We start from the raw sequence: 16,467 nt of genomic DNA, 5'->3' as shown, positions 1-16,467 counted from the left end.
CCTTCTCCCTAAATCACTATAGTTCTTCTACAAATCTTTTTTGAAGTTTATTAAATAATATAAAGCCTATTACTAATGCCATAAAGCCCACAAAAAAAGCAAGTCCTAATGTTTTTAAATCTACCATACGTTTATAATACAAAATGTCTTTGTATGATAAAATAATTGATGTCATTGGATTTAGATATACTAATGTTCTAAACTGTTCTGGTATAATTTCTATAGAATACATTATCGGAGTTAAATACATCCATGACATAGAAATAATTCCTAATATATACTCTAAATCTCTAAAATATACTGTCAAGGCTGAGGTTATCATTGCTACTCCAAGTGAGAAAATATACTCCACTATCATAATTATTGGTAAAACCCATATAATTCTGAAATTAATCCCGAAACCACTCAAAACTAATACAGCAAAAATCACAATAAAGGTTAAAAGCATATTTACAAAAGCACTTGTGACAAACGATATCGGAAGAACTAATCTTGGAAAATAAATTTTCTTAATTAGACTTTCCTGACTCACAACTGAGGTAGCGCCACCAGTTAATGTAGTACTAAAAAAAAGCCACGGGACTAGGCCCACAAAAAGGAAAATATAAAACTGCTCTATATTCGACTTAAATAATATAGAAAATACTATTGTATATACAACTAATTGTAGTAATGGATTTAAAAATGTCCAAAAAAATCCTAAAACCGAACCTTTGTATCGCCCTCTCAGATCACGCCTGATTAAACTAAAAATCATTTCTCGATAATCATATAATTCTTTTATAGTTTCCAACTTCTTACCTCAATTATTTATTTAATAACCAATCTTCCAAAATTCCAGCTATACGTTCAGATGCATGACCATCTCCATACGGGTTAGATGCTAGGCTCATTTTTTTATATTCACTTTCATCTTCTAAAAGTTTTTTAAAAGTATTATAGATAGTATCCTCATCTGTTCCCACCAATTTTAATGTTCCAGCAGCTATTCCTTCTGGTCTCTCTGTTGTATCGCGCATAACTAATACAGGCTTACCCAAAGAAGGGGCTTCTTCCTGAATTCCACCACTATCTGTTAATATCAAATAAGATTGCGCTAAAAAATTATGAAAATCAACTACTTCTAGAGGTTCAATTATACGTATATGTTCATTATCGCCCAAGATTTTTAGTGCAACTTTTCTAACCTCTGGATTCATATGAATTGGATAAATAACTCTAATGTCGGGAAATTCATCTACAATTCTTTTAATCGCACGAAACATATGACGCAATGGCTCTCCTAAATTTTCTCGTCTATGAGCTGTCAACATAATTAAGCGCCCCGATTTTGCCCAGTCTAAATATTCATTTTTATAATCTTTTTGCACGGTCGTATGTAAGGCATCAATTGCTGTATTTCCTGTCACAAAAATTGTTTCTATATTTTTTCCTTCTCTTAATAGATTTTCTTTTGCCATATTAGTTGGCGCGAAATTAAACTTCGCAATTATTCCCGTAGCCTGTCGATTAAATTCTTCTGGGTACGGAGAAAAGATATTATACGTTCTTAATCCAGCTTCAACATGCCCCACAGGAATCTGTAAATAAAATGCCGCTAATGCTGTTACAAAAGTTGTTGTTGTATCTCCATGAACCAAAACAATATCGGGTTTTTCTTCTATTAAAATACTCTGAATTTTTTGTAATATATTAACGGTAACATCAAAAAGTGTCTGCTGATCTTTCATTATACATAAATCATACTCAGGAATAACAGAAAATGCATTCAATACTTGATCTAACATTTGCCTATGTTGTCCTGTAACGCATACTATAGTCTCAATTTGGCTCCTCTTCTTTAACTCTTTAACAAGCGGACACATCTTTATTGCCTCTGGCCTAGTCCCAAAAACCACCATTACTTTTCTCATTGTAATATTTTCCTCTCTGTTAATATACTTTCTATATGCTCTACTCTATTATTCCAGCTGTTTTCTTTAAAAAAGCGTTGTAAATCTTCATCACATTTAAACGGAGGCAACAACTTATCCCTACACAATCTCAACATTTCATCATAATTCTTATAGGTATATAGAAGCGATGCAAACTTTTCCATTTCAACACTTTGAACTGCAATGACCGGCTTATTAGCAGCCAAATATTCATAAATTTTAACAGGATCTATTGTATCTGCTAATTTCCCCATTTTAAATGGATACAAGCAGATGTCAAAACTCGCAATCCAACTAGGCACTTCTTTCTTTTCTACCTGCCCATAATATATAACATTAGGTAATTTAATTTCCTCACAATAATTAGGTCCTATAATTGCAATCTCATAGTCCAAATTGTTTTCTGCAATTAATCTAATTGCATCCAAATCAACCCAATGACTTACTACTCCCAAATAGCCGATCCTTTTTTTCTCTGTTTTTGCGACTGGATCAACCTTAAAAATCATTTGATCTTCGCCTACTGCATTGGGCATTAATATAACATTTTTATTAATGCGAGAGAAACGTTCATAAAAGACTTTGGATGTAACAAAAATCAGATCAGCTTTATCCACAAGTTTCCTCTCCATTTTAATTAAATATTTTTTTATTAACCAACTTTTTGTAAGCTCATGGTTATCATCCATTTTATCGTAAGCTAAAATTTTTGTTTTATCCTTTCTAATTACATCTACCCAGGATTCACTTCCTAACCATATGACATCAGCCTCTTTCAAATATTCTCTAATCTGATACTTCTCATATATTGTACCTAAATGAAAAAAATCAAAAAGTTTTAATTTCGCATGAACTGACAGATGGCCACGTAAACGTATCACTGTTAATGTTTCACTTATATATTTTTTCTTCCCTTTATAATTATCTTTTCTTTTAATAATACATCTCATTAAAGTATCCGTAGGCTCTACATAAATCACTCTATTTTTTTTCGAAAGGAGTTCGGCTATATATTGTGGTCTTTGCTTCATTTCTTCATAAGGAATTGGAGCAAAATATATAATATTTAGCATAATTAATTTCTCCCCTTTAAAATTGCCGCATAATTATTTTTCATTACCTTTTTCACCACAGAATTGTCATAATTCGTCACTTTACTTTTGCCTTTATTACCCATCTTTTTTCTAATCTTCTCATTTTTCATCAGCACAAGCAGTTGCTTACAAAATGATACATTATCATCGAGCCCAATTAAGTAACCGTTTACATTATCTACTACTAATTCATTATTCCCTCTAATATCCGTCGCCACCACCGGCAAGCCATGCACCATTGCCTCCATAACCGCCGTAGATAGCCCCTCTCTTTTAGAAGGCATAACAAAAATATCCGCGATCTGTAAAATATGGCTCAAATCCTTCCGATAACCCAAAAAGCGGACTTTTTCCCTCAAACCATTATCAGCTGCGTATCTTTCCAACTTTTCCTTCAATGGCCCTTTACCGCAAATCAAATAATAGCAGTCAATTTCCGGCATCTTCGCCAATGCTTTTAAAACCATAATGTGATTCTTGTTATCATTCAGTTCGCCGGCAGATACCAATACTACCTTATCATCCTGCAGTTTCAGGCTTTCCCTCAACTGCCTCTTCTCATTTTCGTCAAGAACTGTTTTTACTTCGGTATCAATCCCAACCCCATGAATCCGCCTAACACTTTTGGCCTTAAACCTCTTCGCCCTCCGATAATCCTCCTCATTAATCGTTATCAACATATCCGTATACCGGGCCATCCACCTTTCCACCGGATAATACACCAGCCAGTTAATCAAAGGCGCCCCTTTATAAAAATGGAATCCATGAACCGTATAGATCACCGGCCCCGTACCGGTCTTATGCGCAGCTAACCGGGCCAGCACACCTCCCATAGGCGTATGACAATGCACCAATTCAAATTTAACACTCTTCATAAGGTCTAGTAACTGCTTATATGCTTTTACATTCTTCCTGCTGTAAGGGCTTCTGGCAAAGTCCACCTGATGCCGGATAATTCCAGTACCATCTAATCTGCTGTTGTCATCCCCATACGAAGGCATATCATAATTCGCCGCATAATGCACTTCAAAACCCATATTCTGCAGAATATGTACATTCTGCATCTCAAACTGAGGAACAAAACCGCTCACAGTTGTAACAATTAACGCTTTTTTCATTCCTTCACACCTTCTGTACTTTCCTTTAAAAATAATATCTTAGGTGTCATGATAATTAATTTCAAATCTAATAAGAAAGAATAACTGCGTATGTAGGTCAAATCCAGTTTCAGTTTATCATAGGCTGTTGTATTGTATTTTCCATAAACCTGGGCATAGCCGGTCAGGCCAGCTTTTACCTTTAACCGGCATGGAAACTCCGGAATCTCTTTCGTAAGTTCCTCTGCCAGTTCCGGACGTTCCGGTCTGGGGCCTACCAAAGACATATCGCCTTTTAAAATATTATAAATTTGGGGCAGCTCATCCAGCCTGGTTCTTCTCAAAAGACGTCCAACAGGCAGAATCCTTTTATCCCCTTCTGCCGCCAGCCTGGGAACCCCATCTTTTTCCGCATCCTGAATCATAGTGCGGAATTTGTAGATTTCAAATTCTTTCCCGCCTTTTGTCAAACGCACCTGTTTGTAAAACACGGGACCGCCATCCGTCAACTTTATACAGATGGCAATAACTATAAAAAACGGAAAAGACACTATAATCCCAAACAGCGACCCAATAATATCCAAACAGCGTTTTGCAAACTCCTGTTCAATCTGAAGCCCTTGGTTTCTCGACAAAAGCAGCGGAGAATCGAACAAATTCAAATCATAAGAGCTACGGAGCAGGATATCCGATATCTTCGGCACACTATAAGAACGGGTAGAATGTTCAAAGCAGTACTTAACAATCAAATTTCTCTCATGCGACGGCATGTCTCCAACTATTACTCCACCGAACTTATCTATTTCAGAAAAGATCTTTTCCATTCCTGCCCTATAATTAATCACTTCACAAATCTCATATTTATCCTCACGGGCATTCATTTTTTCCATCAAATGATAATCCGACTTGTCCCCAGTGATAAGGAGCATTTTTCTCGGAGGGAATATCTTCACATATACCATCTGGAACGCCAGTGTCCAGATTATAATCATAAAAGCATCAGCCACAGTTAATACAATCAGATGAAACGGGCTGAAAAAACCTTTATCCAACACAGCAATCTGAAAATAGGTAAAAGAATTTGTAAAAATAATCGCTAAAATTTGAGAGTAAATCAAATTACCTTTTTTCAGATAACCAACCTTAAAACCGCCATACATTTTCATAAAGAAAACAAGCAGCGCACCATACAAAGCTATCATCATCCAGTTTCCTCTTCTAAAGAAAGGAAACAAAATCACCTTATTATAATAGCCAATCCACAAATATCCATACATAGTGACCATCATAAGTATAGTAACCAGTGAAAATGATAATTTAATTAAACGTTTGTATTTTTCAAAAGATTTCATCTTAATTACTCATTCCAATCTTATACTGTACTTTGCTCACGGCAGGCTGAATTCCCTGCCATTATCAGTGTCCACATAACCGGTGCTGCTATCGGTATATTAATATTAACAGTCGCTTGAGCGCAGTAACAAAGAATTGAAAATAATACTGCCATCACAGCAGGTCTATTCAGGCATTTCTTAATCACTCTTCCAAACGTTGTCAGAAGTAATGCAAGATATGAGATCAATCCAACTGCTCCCATCGTAACAAGGTATTGCAGGTATTCATTATGAACGCTGTCAAACAGTTCTTTATAATTGGCTATCATTTCATTATAGTAGTTATTTATTGTCATTATCTTAAATGTATCCAGGCCATAGCCAAACAACTTTTTAGGCCATGAAAAGTCATTATACATCTCCGAAGCAATACGCCATATATATCCTCGGTTCGTACCCCAGGTATCGTCAAATCTCAAGTATTGATCAAACGCCTGATAGCGCTCCGGACTTCCACCAAAATTACAATCATACAGCACAAAACTGACACATAAAATCACAGCTATAATCAATCCCACCCATGCCTTTTTCAGCCAGCCAGGGGTCTTATCATTTGACGCAGTTCCCTTATCAGCAAAATATACGACTGCTGTCAATAACCACAAAAATACAACTACATATATCAGGTAGTCCGTTTTGGCAATTATATAAAACAGCCCCCCAAATCCGATCACCTTACCTGAAAAAATACGGCTTATCCATATAACACCCTGTAGAGTAGTAAAAAAAGTTGCTATTAAAGCAAGATATCGTTTCGCCCCTCTTCGGCTTCCAAATAAATATAATGGCAAAAAACCAAACAAAGCCGCCAAGGTAAGATATGCGTTATCGCTCTGTCCCGTAATAATCGCAAAAAAAGAAATAACAACACAGATGTAATAATAAATACTTCTTTTAATATCTTTGGCAGTGGCGAACAATGTCGCTGCCGCTCCAACCACTAGCGCCACATACGCCGTGTAAGTATTAACATTCCCCAATGTAGAAGTAAACATCTCATACTGTTCAATTTTAAGTCTCACCTTAAAATGAAGAAGGTCCATTTTAAAATAGTCTGTAATCCCAAACAGGCAGACAAGCATTCCTATAAACAGAAATATTTCCACATACCAGTCTTTAAATTTCAAATATCTTGTTATGCAAAAATAGGCAGCGAAATAAATAGTAATCAAAAATAGTCCATTATATCTGCCTTCATTACCCCAAAAAGATTCGTACTTATAATCTGAGATTAATGTAGTTATTACCGCCCCAAGCCAAAATACAATCATGGCTATATCTGGCAACGAAAAATGCCGTTTCCAATCAGCAGAGAATAAATTTCTAAAATAACTTTTCGTATTCTCCATTTCTGAATCAGTAATATCGAATAAAAAGAAAATACCAGCAGTTACCAGCAACAGCGAAAACATAATAAGCATTGAAATCCAATAGAACTTATACTTGGTTTCCAGAATATTAAAATAAAAATCATCCACAATTAAAGGCAGCACCGCTAAAACCATCAAAACAAAAAAGCCAGTTATAGCGCTCATAATACGGTTTTTCGCCTCATAAAATTCTCTATTGGAGGTTTTTTTCTTATTACTCATCATGTTATTCCTTATCTCATCATATTTTTCAGGGCATATCTTGGTATAGTATAACATAATCAAACTCAATACTCAACTTCTCAACTCCCAAAAAAGGTGTTATATCTGCTTAATCTTTTATTAATATTCACACTTTTTTTGCTAAAATAATACAAAACCCGAAGACATTTCCATACGCTTTACAAAAATCGCTTAATGTTCCTACAAAGGCACAACAAATCTCTATTAAAAATACCTCCTTAAAAAGCAAAAGACTGGGGACTGCCCTAAGCAGTTCCAGTCTTCATTTTCTTAGCATTTCCCATAGCCAATAAAACAAACATTATGGGGGTAACAATTGGGGTATTAATGTTAACAACTGCCTGAGCACTATAACATAATATTGCTGCAGCAATTGCAAAAAATATTGGGTTTTCCTTTCCTCGTTTAACCATAGCTGCTATAGAACCTATAATAGCAGTAATGTAACTAATCGTACCCACAGCCCCTATTGTAACTAAATATTGTAAGTATTCATTATGCGCACTGCTGAAAACAGCATTATACGTTGATATCATTTCTTTTAAATATCCCTGAACAGCTAATATAGCAAGAGTATCAGGTCCACAACCAAAAAGCTTCTTAATCATTGGAAAATCCATATAGATTTTTGAAAAAAGTTTCCAGGCATACCCTCTGTAGTTACCCCAGGCATCATCAAACAACAGATAACCGCCTAATGCCCCATAACGACTGCAATTACCTGCAATATTGCAATCATACAGCATATATATAATAACACCAGCAAATACCACTAAAAATATTCCCCATATACCTATAATCCACTTTGGCAACATAGTTTCCTGAACTTTTTTCCAGCTAAAAGCAAAGCAACCGCCCGCTATCAACCATAGTACGACACAAAATATTACAAAAGGCTTAGAACCAGCAACCATCTTGGTAATTCCATCTATCGGTATCGTTCCACCACTTGCACTCATTGCACCAATAAAAATAATTGCAGTACAAAAAGCTGCCAGAAAAATAAAATACTCCCCTATTCCTTTTGTTGTTCGAAATAACCAAAAAGGAAGAATGACAGCCAGAGCGCCCATTGCTAAATAACCATTATCGCTCTGTCCGGTAATTAAAGCCAGCATAGTGACAATCATACAAATATAATAAATAATCTTTTTTTCTCTTTTCGTCCCTGCAAAAAAGCAAACAGATGAAACCGCTACAGCCATAACCACATAAGAAGTATAAACATTTATATTTCCAAGAGTAGAAGTAAATATATTACTATCCTGATCCACTACCGGTTCAATCTGAAAAAATTCCACATGAAAAAAATCTCCAATACCATATATACAGACGACAAGAGAGGCAATTAAAAAAACTTTAACATACCAGTCTCTAAACTCCCAAAAACGACTAATACAAAAATAAGAAACCGTATAAATAGCCAGTAAAAATAAGCCATTCAAACGCCCTTCGTTCCCCCAAAAAGCCTCATACTTATAATCAGAGCAAACTGTCGAGATAATTGCACTAAATAAGAAAGCCAGCATTGCCCAGTCCACTAATGACAAAGCCTTTCTTTGCCTTCTCTCCTCCCTCTTTCTTATTACCAAGCTGCTAATTAACAGCATCAGGAACATTGCAATCATTGTAATATAATAAAATTTATATTTCGTCTCTAAAACATCACTATAATAATTATTTAATATCAGCGGATGGACAATCAAAATTAAGAGAATAAAAAAACCAGCTATCCAATCCCTAATCTTCTCTCTAGTCCACTCCATACCTGTAAAACACATCTTCTCTCTCATAACTTTTCCCGTCTTTTCAATTCAATTATCAGTTTAGTTTATAATTTAAAAGGCAAAAAAATATCTTTTTTATTTGCTCTTGACATTATAGCATATTCATCTAACCACTGGCAACCAAAAGAAAGCAGTACTATCACCATCCACATTTACTATATAAATAAAAAAGTGGGAAGCATTATTATTTCACAACAATGCTTCCCTATTTCTATAACCAACAGTCTCTATCTACTCATAACCAGCCAGCCCCTTCACCGCCCAGTCATAAGTCTCCATCGCCTGAAACAGTGCAATATCCGCCGCTTCTTTCTCAGACATTTTCTGCAGGTACTGGAGCTGCAGACCGATATATTCCGTCTCACCCACCATACCCATCTGGCGCATGGCATCTGCGGACTGTTTGCTGATTACTGCACTTTCATAACCGGTCAAAGCGGCTTCATACTCCGCTTTTTTCTTGAATACATCATTGTATAATTCCTGCATTTTTATGGTCATTTTCTGCTCTGCTTCTTCCACGCTCATGAGATGCAGCCTCTTTTCTGCGGTAGAACCGTTGGTTCCCGCATGTCTCACCGAAATCAGTGAAGCATTATTCCCAATAGCTTTCTTCGTATCTTCTTCCAAATTCATGGACGCGATGCGGTTTAAATCAGAAGTCGGAATCGGACGGATTTCCGGATTGGCATCAGCAGACCATCCGGTCATCACGATCAATTTTCTTCTCAAATCGTCCTGGGTGCTGCTGAGGGAGGCCAGGGAGGCTTCCGCAGACAGCACGCTGGACTGAGCGGACAACAGATCCGCTTCCGTGGCTGTGCCAAGGGCGGCCTGCTGGGTTACAAGGGCGTACTGGGCGTCATACATCTCTTTCATCTTCTCCAGAATGCCTTTCTGAGCCTCAATGCTGCTGTAGGCAATCATCAGGCTTTGGGCGCCGCTGACCGCCTGACGCTCGTACTGGCGCAGTGTCTGGGTGTTTTTATCGCTGTTAAAATTATCCACCACGTCTGAATAAGTCGTAATAACCGACTGAATCGCTTTGTCTAAGCCCTTATTAGTCATATAAGAAACTGTCAGCTGATAAATATCGTTTGGATTGGTGGCGTGATCTAAAGCATCCTTGTCCCTCTCCGCTCCATCTTTATAGGTCTTTCTCTGGCTCTTTAACTCCTGTGTTACATTGACATAATCCTGTTTCATGCGGTCAAATGAATTCCACATCACCTGCATACCGGCATTATATTCATGAACCAGATCAGGAAGTTCGTCATATTCAAGGACATCATCCTGAAGCCGGGCCAGAGTTTCCGCATCATACTTTTCCGTCTCGGTCACACCTGGGCCAGACGCCATCGCCTGGACCGGAAAAACGGCAATCATCGCTGCGGAAAGCAGGGCGGAAATAATCCTCTTGTTCGTTCTCATAATTACATACCGCCTTTCATCAGCCGGCATTCGCCAAACCGTTTACAGACCAGTTATAGGTTTCTATTGCTTCTCTCAAGCTTAATTCCGCTGTTTTTTCTGCCGTCTGTTTGCTCAGCAGGGCAAACTGCTGCTGCTGATACTGCAAAGGACTGATCGTTCCCAACTGCATATTCGTTTCTGCATTCTGCATATTCCGCACTTCCAAAGCCGTATCATTTACAGCCTGCAGATATGCCGCTTTTGCGGACAAAACGGATTGATAGGAAGAAATCAGGGATGCCCCAATTGTCTGCTCATTGCTTTCAATTGTCTTGCGCAGATCTTCCTTCTTATCCGCGTTCTGGGCGTTATCATACTTTCTCTTATTGATGCGCAGCGTATAATTATTCTCTAATGCCGCGGCTTTATCCGCAACAGGATCCATAGAATCGATAACGCTCATATCCACTGAAGGAATCTCCCGGATTTCGGGAACCGCATCGTATTTCCATCCAAGCATGACGCAGAGACGCTGTCTTAAACTAACAATCGATGCTTCCGTGTCCCTAATTGCCTGTTCTGCCTTTTGAAGGCTTTCTTTTGCATTGAGCACATCAATCTGGGTTGCTGAACCGTTATTAAACTGGGTTACAGTCACATTATAAGTAGTTTCCAGCAATTCTTTGTTTTTCTTCGCCAGTTCCAAATCCTGCTGTTGTTTAAAATAGTTAATCATATTGGACTGGGCGGAAACTACCAGATTATCTTCCGCCTGCTGGTATCCCATCAGCACGATCTGGCCGTCATCCACATTGTCATCCGCATTCTGCTGCATTTTTCTTGCCTGAATCTCCAGATTCAGATCGGAAATCATGGACTGCATATCGTCATCGCCCGACATGCTCGCATATAATTCATCGGCCAGGTCACGGTAATCCTGAGCGATGTCCTGACGGTCTTTACCCAAATAATCCTTATATGCGTACTGGTTATTCTGAACAGTAGTGTTGTATTCATGGATCAAGCCGGCCAGCTCGTCATATTCCATGGTATTATCGCGAAGTCTGGCCCATTCTTCTTCTGTACGTGCAAACTCCGGACTGGCTGCCAGAGCCGTCCCCGGAAGGGACGCTGCTAAAAGCAGCGCCATTCCTAACGAAATCGCCTGTTTGCGCTTAATCATAATTTACTCCTCCTGCTTCCATTCCAAAGGTCTTCCTGCCGATTCTGTCAACTAACTGATAGAAGGTAGGAAGTAATAACAGTGACAAGATTGTAGACGCTACCAGACCGCCTACGTTAACCAGAGCAAGCCCCTGCAGGGTAGCGCCTGATTTACCGTAACCTACAGCCATCGGGATCATAGCCAATACGGTCGTAAGTGTTGTCATCATAATAGGTCGTAAACGGATCGCTCCGGCCTCAACCAAGGCTTTTTCCACTCCCATATCCCCCCGCATCTGGTTAACCGTATCCACATAGAGAATACCGTTATTTACAACCGTACCGATCATCATGAGGAAACCAAGCATTGAAGTCATGCTGACAGGGCAGTCTGCAATGAACAGGAATCCAAATGCACCGATCAAACTGAACGGGATTGTAAACATAACCATCAACGAGAATTTCGGTGATTCAAACTGCATAGCCATAACAACAAAGATCAGGAAAATAGCGGTTCCAATGGCGCCGCCCAATGCGGAAAGTTCCTCTACCATCATCTCATCCATACTGTTGGCCGCGGTCTCCACTCCATAAGGCAGTTCATATTCCCGTGCAAACTTCTGCACATCCGTCTTAGCTGTTTTCTTATATTCCTCAACAGGCTCAGCAGTAATTGCCACCTGATATCTCTTGTCTGAACGGACAATCGCCTGAGGGCTGTCTTCATAATGAATGCTTCCAATGTCACTAAGGGGAACCATAGTCCCTTTAGGGCTTTGAAGAAGGATTCCCTGAAGTTTTTCAATGGTATCATATTCTTCCGGTGCAAATTCCACCCGGACTTCCACATCCCCGCCGTTTACATTTAAATCCATAGCTTTTACACCGGATAAGGTGTTGTACAGGCTGCCGCCCACGCTGGCCGGGGTCAGGCCTTCCGCCTGGGCTTTTACTGGATCCACATTGATCTTTATAACAGGCGCGGCATTTTCAATGGATGAGTGTACTTTGGTGATATCCTGTCTCTTGCGGAGTTCTTCTACCATCTCGTCAGACGTCTTCTTCAAAAGGTCATAGTCCGTACTCTGCAGATCCACTTCGATCTGGTTGGTAGACATTCCACTCATACCTGAGCTGCTTCCATTTGCCATAGTGATGGTACAGTCCGGGATCAACTGGGTTACATTCTTCCACTTTGTGATCATGTCATCGGTGCTCATCTTGCTGTCATCTTTTAAATATGCATTTAAAGAGGCTGAATCTCCCATGGAAATGCTCAGGCCGCTGGCGCCGTATGTAAGAAGATAATGGTCTACTTCGGCGTCATTTGCAACGATTTCTTCTACCTGGGAAAGAATCTTGTTATTCTCTTCAAGGGTCAGGCCCGGCTTGGTTTTAATCGTCATAGCCACAATTCCTTCATCTGTCTGGGGCATCAACTCCATACCAACGTTGGCCACCAGCAGGAAGGAAAGTACCAGCAGGGCAACCGCGGAGAAAATAACTGTTTTTCTCTTTGGCAGAATCTTAGGGATCAGGTTCCTGTAACCATTTTGAAGCATTCTCATAAATCCGCTGACCGGAGTATCCGTTTTCTCAGACGGATGCAGGAAAATATAGCACAACGGCACCACCGTCGCCGCAGAAAACAGGGAAGCCAGCATACAGAATACAATTGTAAATCCCAAAGGCTTAAACATCTGGCCTGACAGACCGCTCAGCAAGGCCAACGGCAGGAATACGACGCAGGTAGTCGCCGTGGAACCCGTAACTGAACTGAGGACCAGCTTAGCCCCTTCTAAAGCCGCTTCATAGAAATTCCGCCCCTCTTTCGTACGGAAACAGCTTTCCAGCACAACTATAGAGTTATCAACCATCATACCAACGCCGAGAACCAAACTTCCCAACGTAATAACGTTGAGTGAAAAGCCCATGGACCGGATCATAATCAGGGCAAGCATGATGGATACAGGAATAGAACTTCCTACAATCATAGATGCCTTCCAGTCTCCAAAGAAGAAGAACAGAACCAGCATGGACAGGACAACCGCCATAACCATGGTCTGAATAACGCTCTTGATTGAATCCAGGATCATCTCACTGGAATCATAGATAACCGTGATCTCCAGTTCCGGATTAGCCGCTGTCATCTTGTCGATTTCCGCCATAACATCCTTGGAAACATCAACCGCACTGGAACTCTGCTGCTTCTGGATGCTGATAGATACCGCATCATGGCCATTATAACGTCCGATACTGTTGGCTTCTTTCAAGGTATCATAAACATTTGCCACATCTGACAAATGAATAATATCTCCATTGGCTAACGGCAGAGAAATGGACTTGATCGCTTCTATATCTTTATAATCATTTCCCACACTTACATTAAGCTGCTGTTTGCCAACTTTTGTGTCACCTGCAGGAATGGAGAAATCCGCCGCTCCTACAAGCTGGGCAATGGTGTTCATATTAAGGTTATATTCTTTCAGCTTTTCAGGTATCAGTTCAATCCTGACATAAGATTCCTGTCCGCCTGCTAAAGAAATGTCACCGACTGAACTCAATTTTTCAAATTCAGGTACAATTTCATTATCTACATAATTATAGAGGTTTCCATCCGTGCCTCCGCTGACCGCCAGCATGACAACCGGCTGGGCGTTGATATCCATCTCCACAATATTGGATTCTTCTGCATCTTCTGGAAGACTGCTTTTTAACGCATCCATATTCTTCTTCAGATCAGAATAGGCCTTATCCATATTCGTTCCATATTTATAAGAAAGCAATACCATCGAAATATTTTCCATGGAATAAGACATAACTGAATCAATGCCTTCCAGTGTAGCGACAGAATCTTCTATCTCTGTACTGATTAAGTCATTGATATCCTCCGGGCTGGCGCCTGCATAGACGGTCGCAACGATCATCATGGGCATTTCCATCTCCGGTGTCAGCTCCAGCTTGGAGCCAAATACGGACTGTAAACCGAAAAACGCCAAAGTAACAAGGACGAGAATCACAGTGACAGGCCGTTTCAGTGAAAATTTAGTTAAGTTTAACATCCTGCTCCCTCACCTTCTAGTTAGCGCTTGTTGTTTCAGTTTCCGTACTCTCTGTCGTTTCAGAAGCATCCGCATCTTTGACCAGCACTTCCGCGCCATCATTTAATTCATTGCTCCAGGTGTAAATAACCTGATCCTCTGGTGAAAGCCCTGACTTCACTTCCATCTTTTCCTTATCATAAATACCGGCTTCAATCATAACCTTTTTAGCCTTAGTTCCATCCAGACAGTAAACAAATGGCTCACCATTCGCATAAGAGACGGCATCGACCGGAACCGTAAGAGCATTCTGTACTGAATCCATAGTAACTGTAACTTTCGCCTTTGAACCGGTTGTAAGGCCGGCGCCATCGTTAATTGTCGCTTTTACCTTATAAAGACCTGACATCTGATCTACCATGGATGCAACCTCTGTGATCACGCCCTCGTATTTTGTATCTGCTTTATCAACAACAACCGCCATTCCCTGTGTCAGATTCTTCATCACCTTCTCAGAAACGCCGAAACTGATGGTAGTCTGTCCCTGGCCTGAAATAACACAGATCGACGCACCCGGGGAGGCCATATCGTGAACCTCAACATTTTTAGATTCAATCACACCGTTAATAGGGGATGTTACGGTTGTATATTTCAACTGGAGGTCATAAGAGTTCTTTGCCGCTTCATACTGAAGAGCTGCCCCTGTCGCCCCACTCTGAGCCTGCTCAAGGGCCTGCTGTGAAACAGCTCCTGTCGCGAATAATGCCTGTGTTCTCTGGAGGGCCAGTTCCGCATCATGTTTGCTGATCGCCGCACCATCCACCTGAATCTTCAAAGAATCCAGGGCATCTGAATTAATTCTGATCAATTCCTGTCCTGCTGTAACTGTATCACCTACATTAAACATCACTTCCAGCACATCACCGCTCATTTTGGGATATACGGTAACCACTTCTGCCGGTTCAATTGTTCCAATTAAATCGGTATATAGTGTAATATCGCTTACTGTTGGTTCTGTCGCCATAACAAGAGGTCTAACTTCTTCGATCACAACTTCTTCTTTCTTGCCAAGCAACGAATATGCTATAAATGCTGCCAGACATATCACCAGCAGTAATACAAGATATTTTACTTTCTTCTTCATAATTTATCTCCTCTTTATGTCACATTTTGAGAGTCATAATTACCGGCATACGCCGACTTTTAAAATATTCATCTGCTTATCATATACTTTTTTAGCATCATCTTCTGATGCAATTCCATTATAGACTACAGCTATTGTCTTCAGACTGACAATACATATTAATTCCAGCAGATAACCGAAATCTGCCGCATTCTGAAGCTTATACTTATCCTTATCCAAACGCTGGAAACAGCCTTCCGTAAATTCATGGAAAGGGCCATAATTATGTAAAAATGCATGCTGGCGGAAACCAACCGTGTCTGTAGTCAGATGATAATCCGACAGGATATTCTTGTAGAAGTTGAAGTCTTCCGTTTGCCGTCCATGCTGGATCACGTAAAAGACTACCCGGTCCACTGCATTGAACAGGTCGCCCTTTGCGTTTTCTAACGCTTTCCATATCGCACTTTTACATTTGTTTTGAAAATCCTCCATGATATATTTGAGAAGATCTTCTTTGTCTTCAAAATATGTATAAAAGCTGCCTCTGGATATCCCCGCTTCCTGAATGATCTTGTTGATGGATGCCTCAGAGTATAGGGCGCGGGAAAATTCATGTTTGGCCGCTCTTATTATTGTATTTTTCTTTGATTCAGTTAAATTGTAGAAACGCTGTGTTGGCATTGTGTACACACCCTTTATTTTATAAAAAAACTATAAAGTCTATTGCTGAGTTGTAGCCCGAGAATCCCGTTTGTACTACAAAAGTCCCGTGTTGTAAATAACAGCCCATTTTTGTAACCAAAA

General features: G+C 39.8%; 12 protein-coding genes. All 12 read right to left on the bottom strand.

The annotated features are described in order from the left end of the window. Nucleotides 1–16: 16 nt before the first annotated feature. Nucleotides 17–793 carry an ABC transporter permease gene (locus GPL15_RS17805; RefSeq protein WP_215700043.1) on the bottom strand — a complete coding sequence of 259 codons (777 nt, stop codon included), beginning with the start codon at nucleotides 791–793 and terminating at the stop codon, nucleotides 17–19. A gap of 13 nt (nucleotides 794–806) precedes the next feature. Further along, nucleotides 807–1,913, bottom strand: coding sequence for a UDP-N-acetylglucosamine 2-epimerase (non-hydrolyzing) (wecB, locus tag GPL15_RS17800; RefSeq protein ID WP_215700042.1), 1,107 nt, complete (start codon nucleotides 1,911–1,913; stop codon nucleotides 807–809). After that, on the bottom strand, nucleotides 1,910–3,007 hold the full coding sequence (locus GPL15_RS17795) for a glycosyltransferase (RefSeq protein WP_215700041.1): 1,098 nt from the start codon (nucleotides 3,005–3,007) through the stop codon (nucleotides 1,910–1,912). The genes wecB and GPL15_RS17795 overlap by 4 nt, the downstream gene beginning before the upstream one ends. 2 nt (nucleotides 3,008–3,009) lie before the next feature. Continuing rightward, on the bottom strand, nucleotides 3,010–4,146 hold the full coding sequence (locus GPL15_RS17790) for a glycosyltransferase family 4 protein (RefSeq protein ID WP_215700040.1): 1,137 nt from the start codon (nucleotides 4,144–4,146) through the stop codon (nucleotides 3,010–3,012). Further along, the gene (locus tag GPL15_RS17785; protein WP_215700039.1) at nucleotides 4,143–5,477 is read right to left on the bottom strand and encodes an exopolysaccharide biosynthesis polyprenyl glycosylphosphotransferase; all 1,335 of its coding nucleotides are present in this window, start codon (nucleotides 5,475–5,477) and stop codon (nucleotides 4,143–4,145) included. The genes GPL15_RS17790 and GPL15_RS17785 overlap by 4 nt, the downstream gene beginning before the upstream one ends. A 20-nt stretch (nucleotides 5,478–5,497) precedes the next feature. Continuing rightward, nucleotides 5,498–7,114, bottom strand: coding sequence for an O-antigen ligase family protein (locus tag GPL15_RS17780; protein ID WP_215700038.1), 1,617 nt, complete (start codon nucleotides 7,112–7,114; stop codon nucleotides 5,498–5,500). 263 nt (nucleotides 7,115–7,377) lie between these two features. After that, nucleotides 7,378–8,925, bottom strand: a complete 1,548-nt coding sequence (locus GPL15_RS17775; RefSeq protein WP_215700037.1) for an O-antigen ligase family protein — start codon at nucleotides 8,923–8,925, stop codon at nucleotides 7,378–7,380. A 225-nt stretch (nucleotides 8,926–9,150) separates the two neighbouring features. Then, complete coding sequence (locus tag GPL15_RS17770) at nucleotides 9,151–10,350, bottom strand: TolC family protein (RefSeq protein ID WP_215700036.1); 1,200 nt, start codon at nucleotides 10,348–10,350, stop codon at nucleotides 9,151–9,153. A 19-nt stretch (nucleotides 10,351–10,369) separates the two neighbouring features. Further along, nucleotides 10,370–11,515, bottom strand: a complete 1,146-nt coding sequence (locus GPL15_RS17765; RefSeq protein ID WP_215700035.1) for a TolC family protein — start codon at nucleotides 11,513–11,515, stop codon at nucleotides 10,370–10,372. Further along, complete coding sequence (locus GPL15_RS17760; RefSeq protein WP_215700034.1) at nucleotides 11,508–14,558, bottom strand: efflux RND transporter permease subunit; 3,051 nt, start codon at nucleotides 14,556–14,558, stop codon at nucleotides 11,508–11,510. Before GPL15_RS17760 ends, GPL15_RS17765 begins: the two co-directional genes overlap by 8 nt. A gap of 16 nt (nucleotides 14,559–14,574) precedes the next feature. Further along, on the bottom strand, nucleotides 14,575–15,681 hold the full coding sequence (locus tag GPL15_RS17755) for an efflux RND transporter periplasmic adaptor subunit (RefSeq protein WP_215700033.1): 1,107 nt from the start codon (nucleotides 15,679–15,681) through the stop codon (nucleotides 14,575–14,577). A gap of 39 nt (nucleotides 15,682–15,720) precedes the next feature. Next, a complete protein-coding gene (locus tag GPL15_RS17750; protein ID WP_215700032.1) occupies nucleotides 15,721–16,344 on the bottom strand; it encodes a TetR family transcriptional regulator in 624 nt (207 codons plus the stop codon). Nucleotides 16,345–16,467: the final 123 nt, after the last annotated feature.

The organism is Clostridium sp. MCC353 (assembly GCF_018785315.1).
Classification (GTDB): domain Bacteria; phylum Bacillota; class Clostridia; order Lachnospirales; family Lachnospiraceae; genus CHH4-2.
This window is presented reverse-complemented; position numbering and strand designations above follow the sequence as displayed.

Coding starts and splice junctions, on each gene's coding strand:
- GPL15_RS17755 (WP_215700033.1), bottom strand. CDS start 15,681: ATGAAGAAGAAAGTAAAATATCTTGTATTACTGCTGGTGATATGTCTG.
- GPL15_RS17780 (WP_215700038.1), bottom strand. CDS start 7,114: ATGATGAGTAATAAGAAAAAAACCTCCAATAGAGAATTTTATGAGGCG.
- GPL15_RS17750 (WP_215700032.1), bottom strand. CDS start 16,344: ATGCCAACACAGCGTTTCTACAATTTAACTGAATCAAAGAAAAATACA.
- wecB (WP_215700042.1), bottom strand. CDS start 1,913: ATGAGAAAAGTAATGGTGGTTTTTGGGACTAGGCCAGAGGCAATAAAG.
- GPL15_RS17795 (WP_215700041.1), bottom strand. CDS start 3,007: ATGCTAAATATTATATATTTTGCTCCAATTCCTTATGAAGAAATGAAG.
- GPL15_RS17770 (WP_215700036.1), bottom strand. CDS start 10,350: ATGAGAACGAACAAGAGGATTATTTCCGCCCTGCTTTCCGCAGCGATG.
- GPL15_RS17790 (WP_215700040.1), bottom strand. CDS start 4,146: ATGAAAAAAGCGTTAATTGTTACAACTGTGAGCGGTTTTGTTCCTCAG.
- GPL15_RS17765 (WP_215700035.1), bottom strand. CDS start 11,515: ATGATTAAGCGCAAACAGGCGATTTCGTTAGGAATGGCGCTGCTTTTA.
- GPL15_RS17760 (WP_215700034.1), bottom strand. CDS start 14,558: ATGTTAAACTTAACTAAATTTTCACTGAAACGGCCTGTCACTGTGATT.
- GPL15_RS17775 (WP_215700037.1), bottom strand. CDS start 8,925: ATGAGAGAGAAGATGTGTTTTACAGGTATGGAGTGGACTAGAGAGAAG.
- GPL15_RS17785 (WP_215700039.1), bottom strand. CDS start 5,477: ATGAAATCTTTTGAAAAATACAAACGTTTAATTAAATTATCATTTTCA.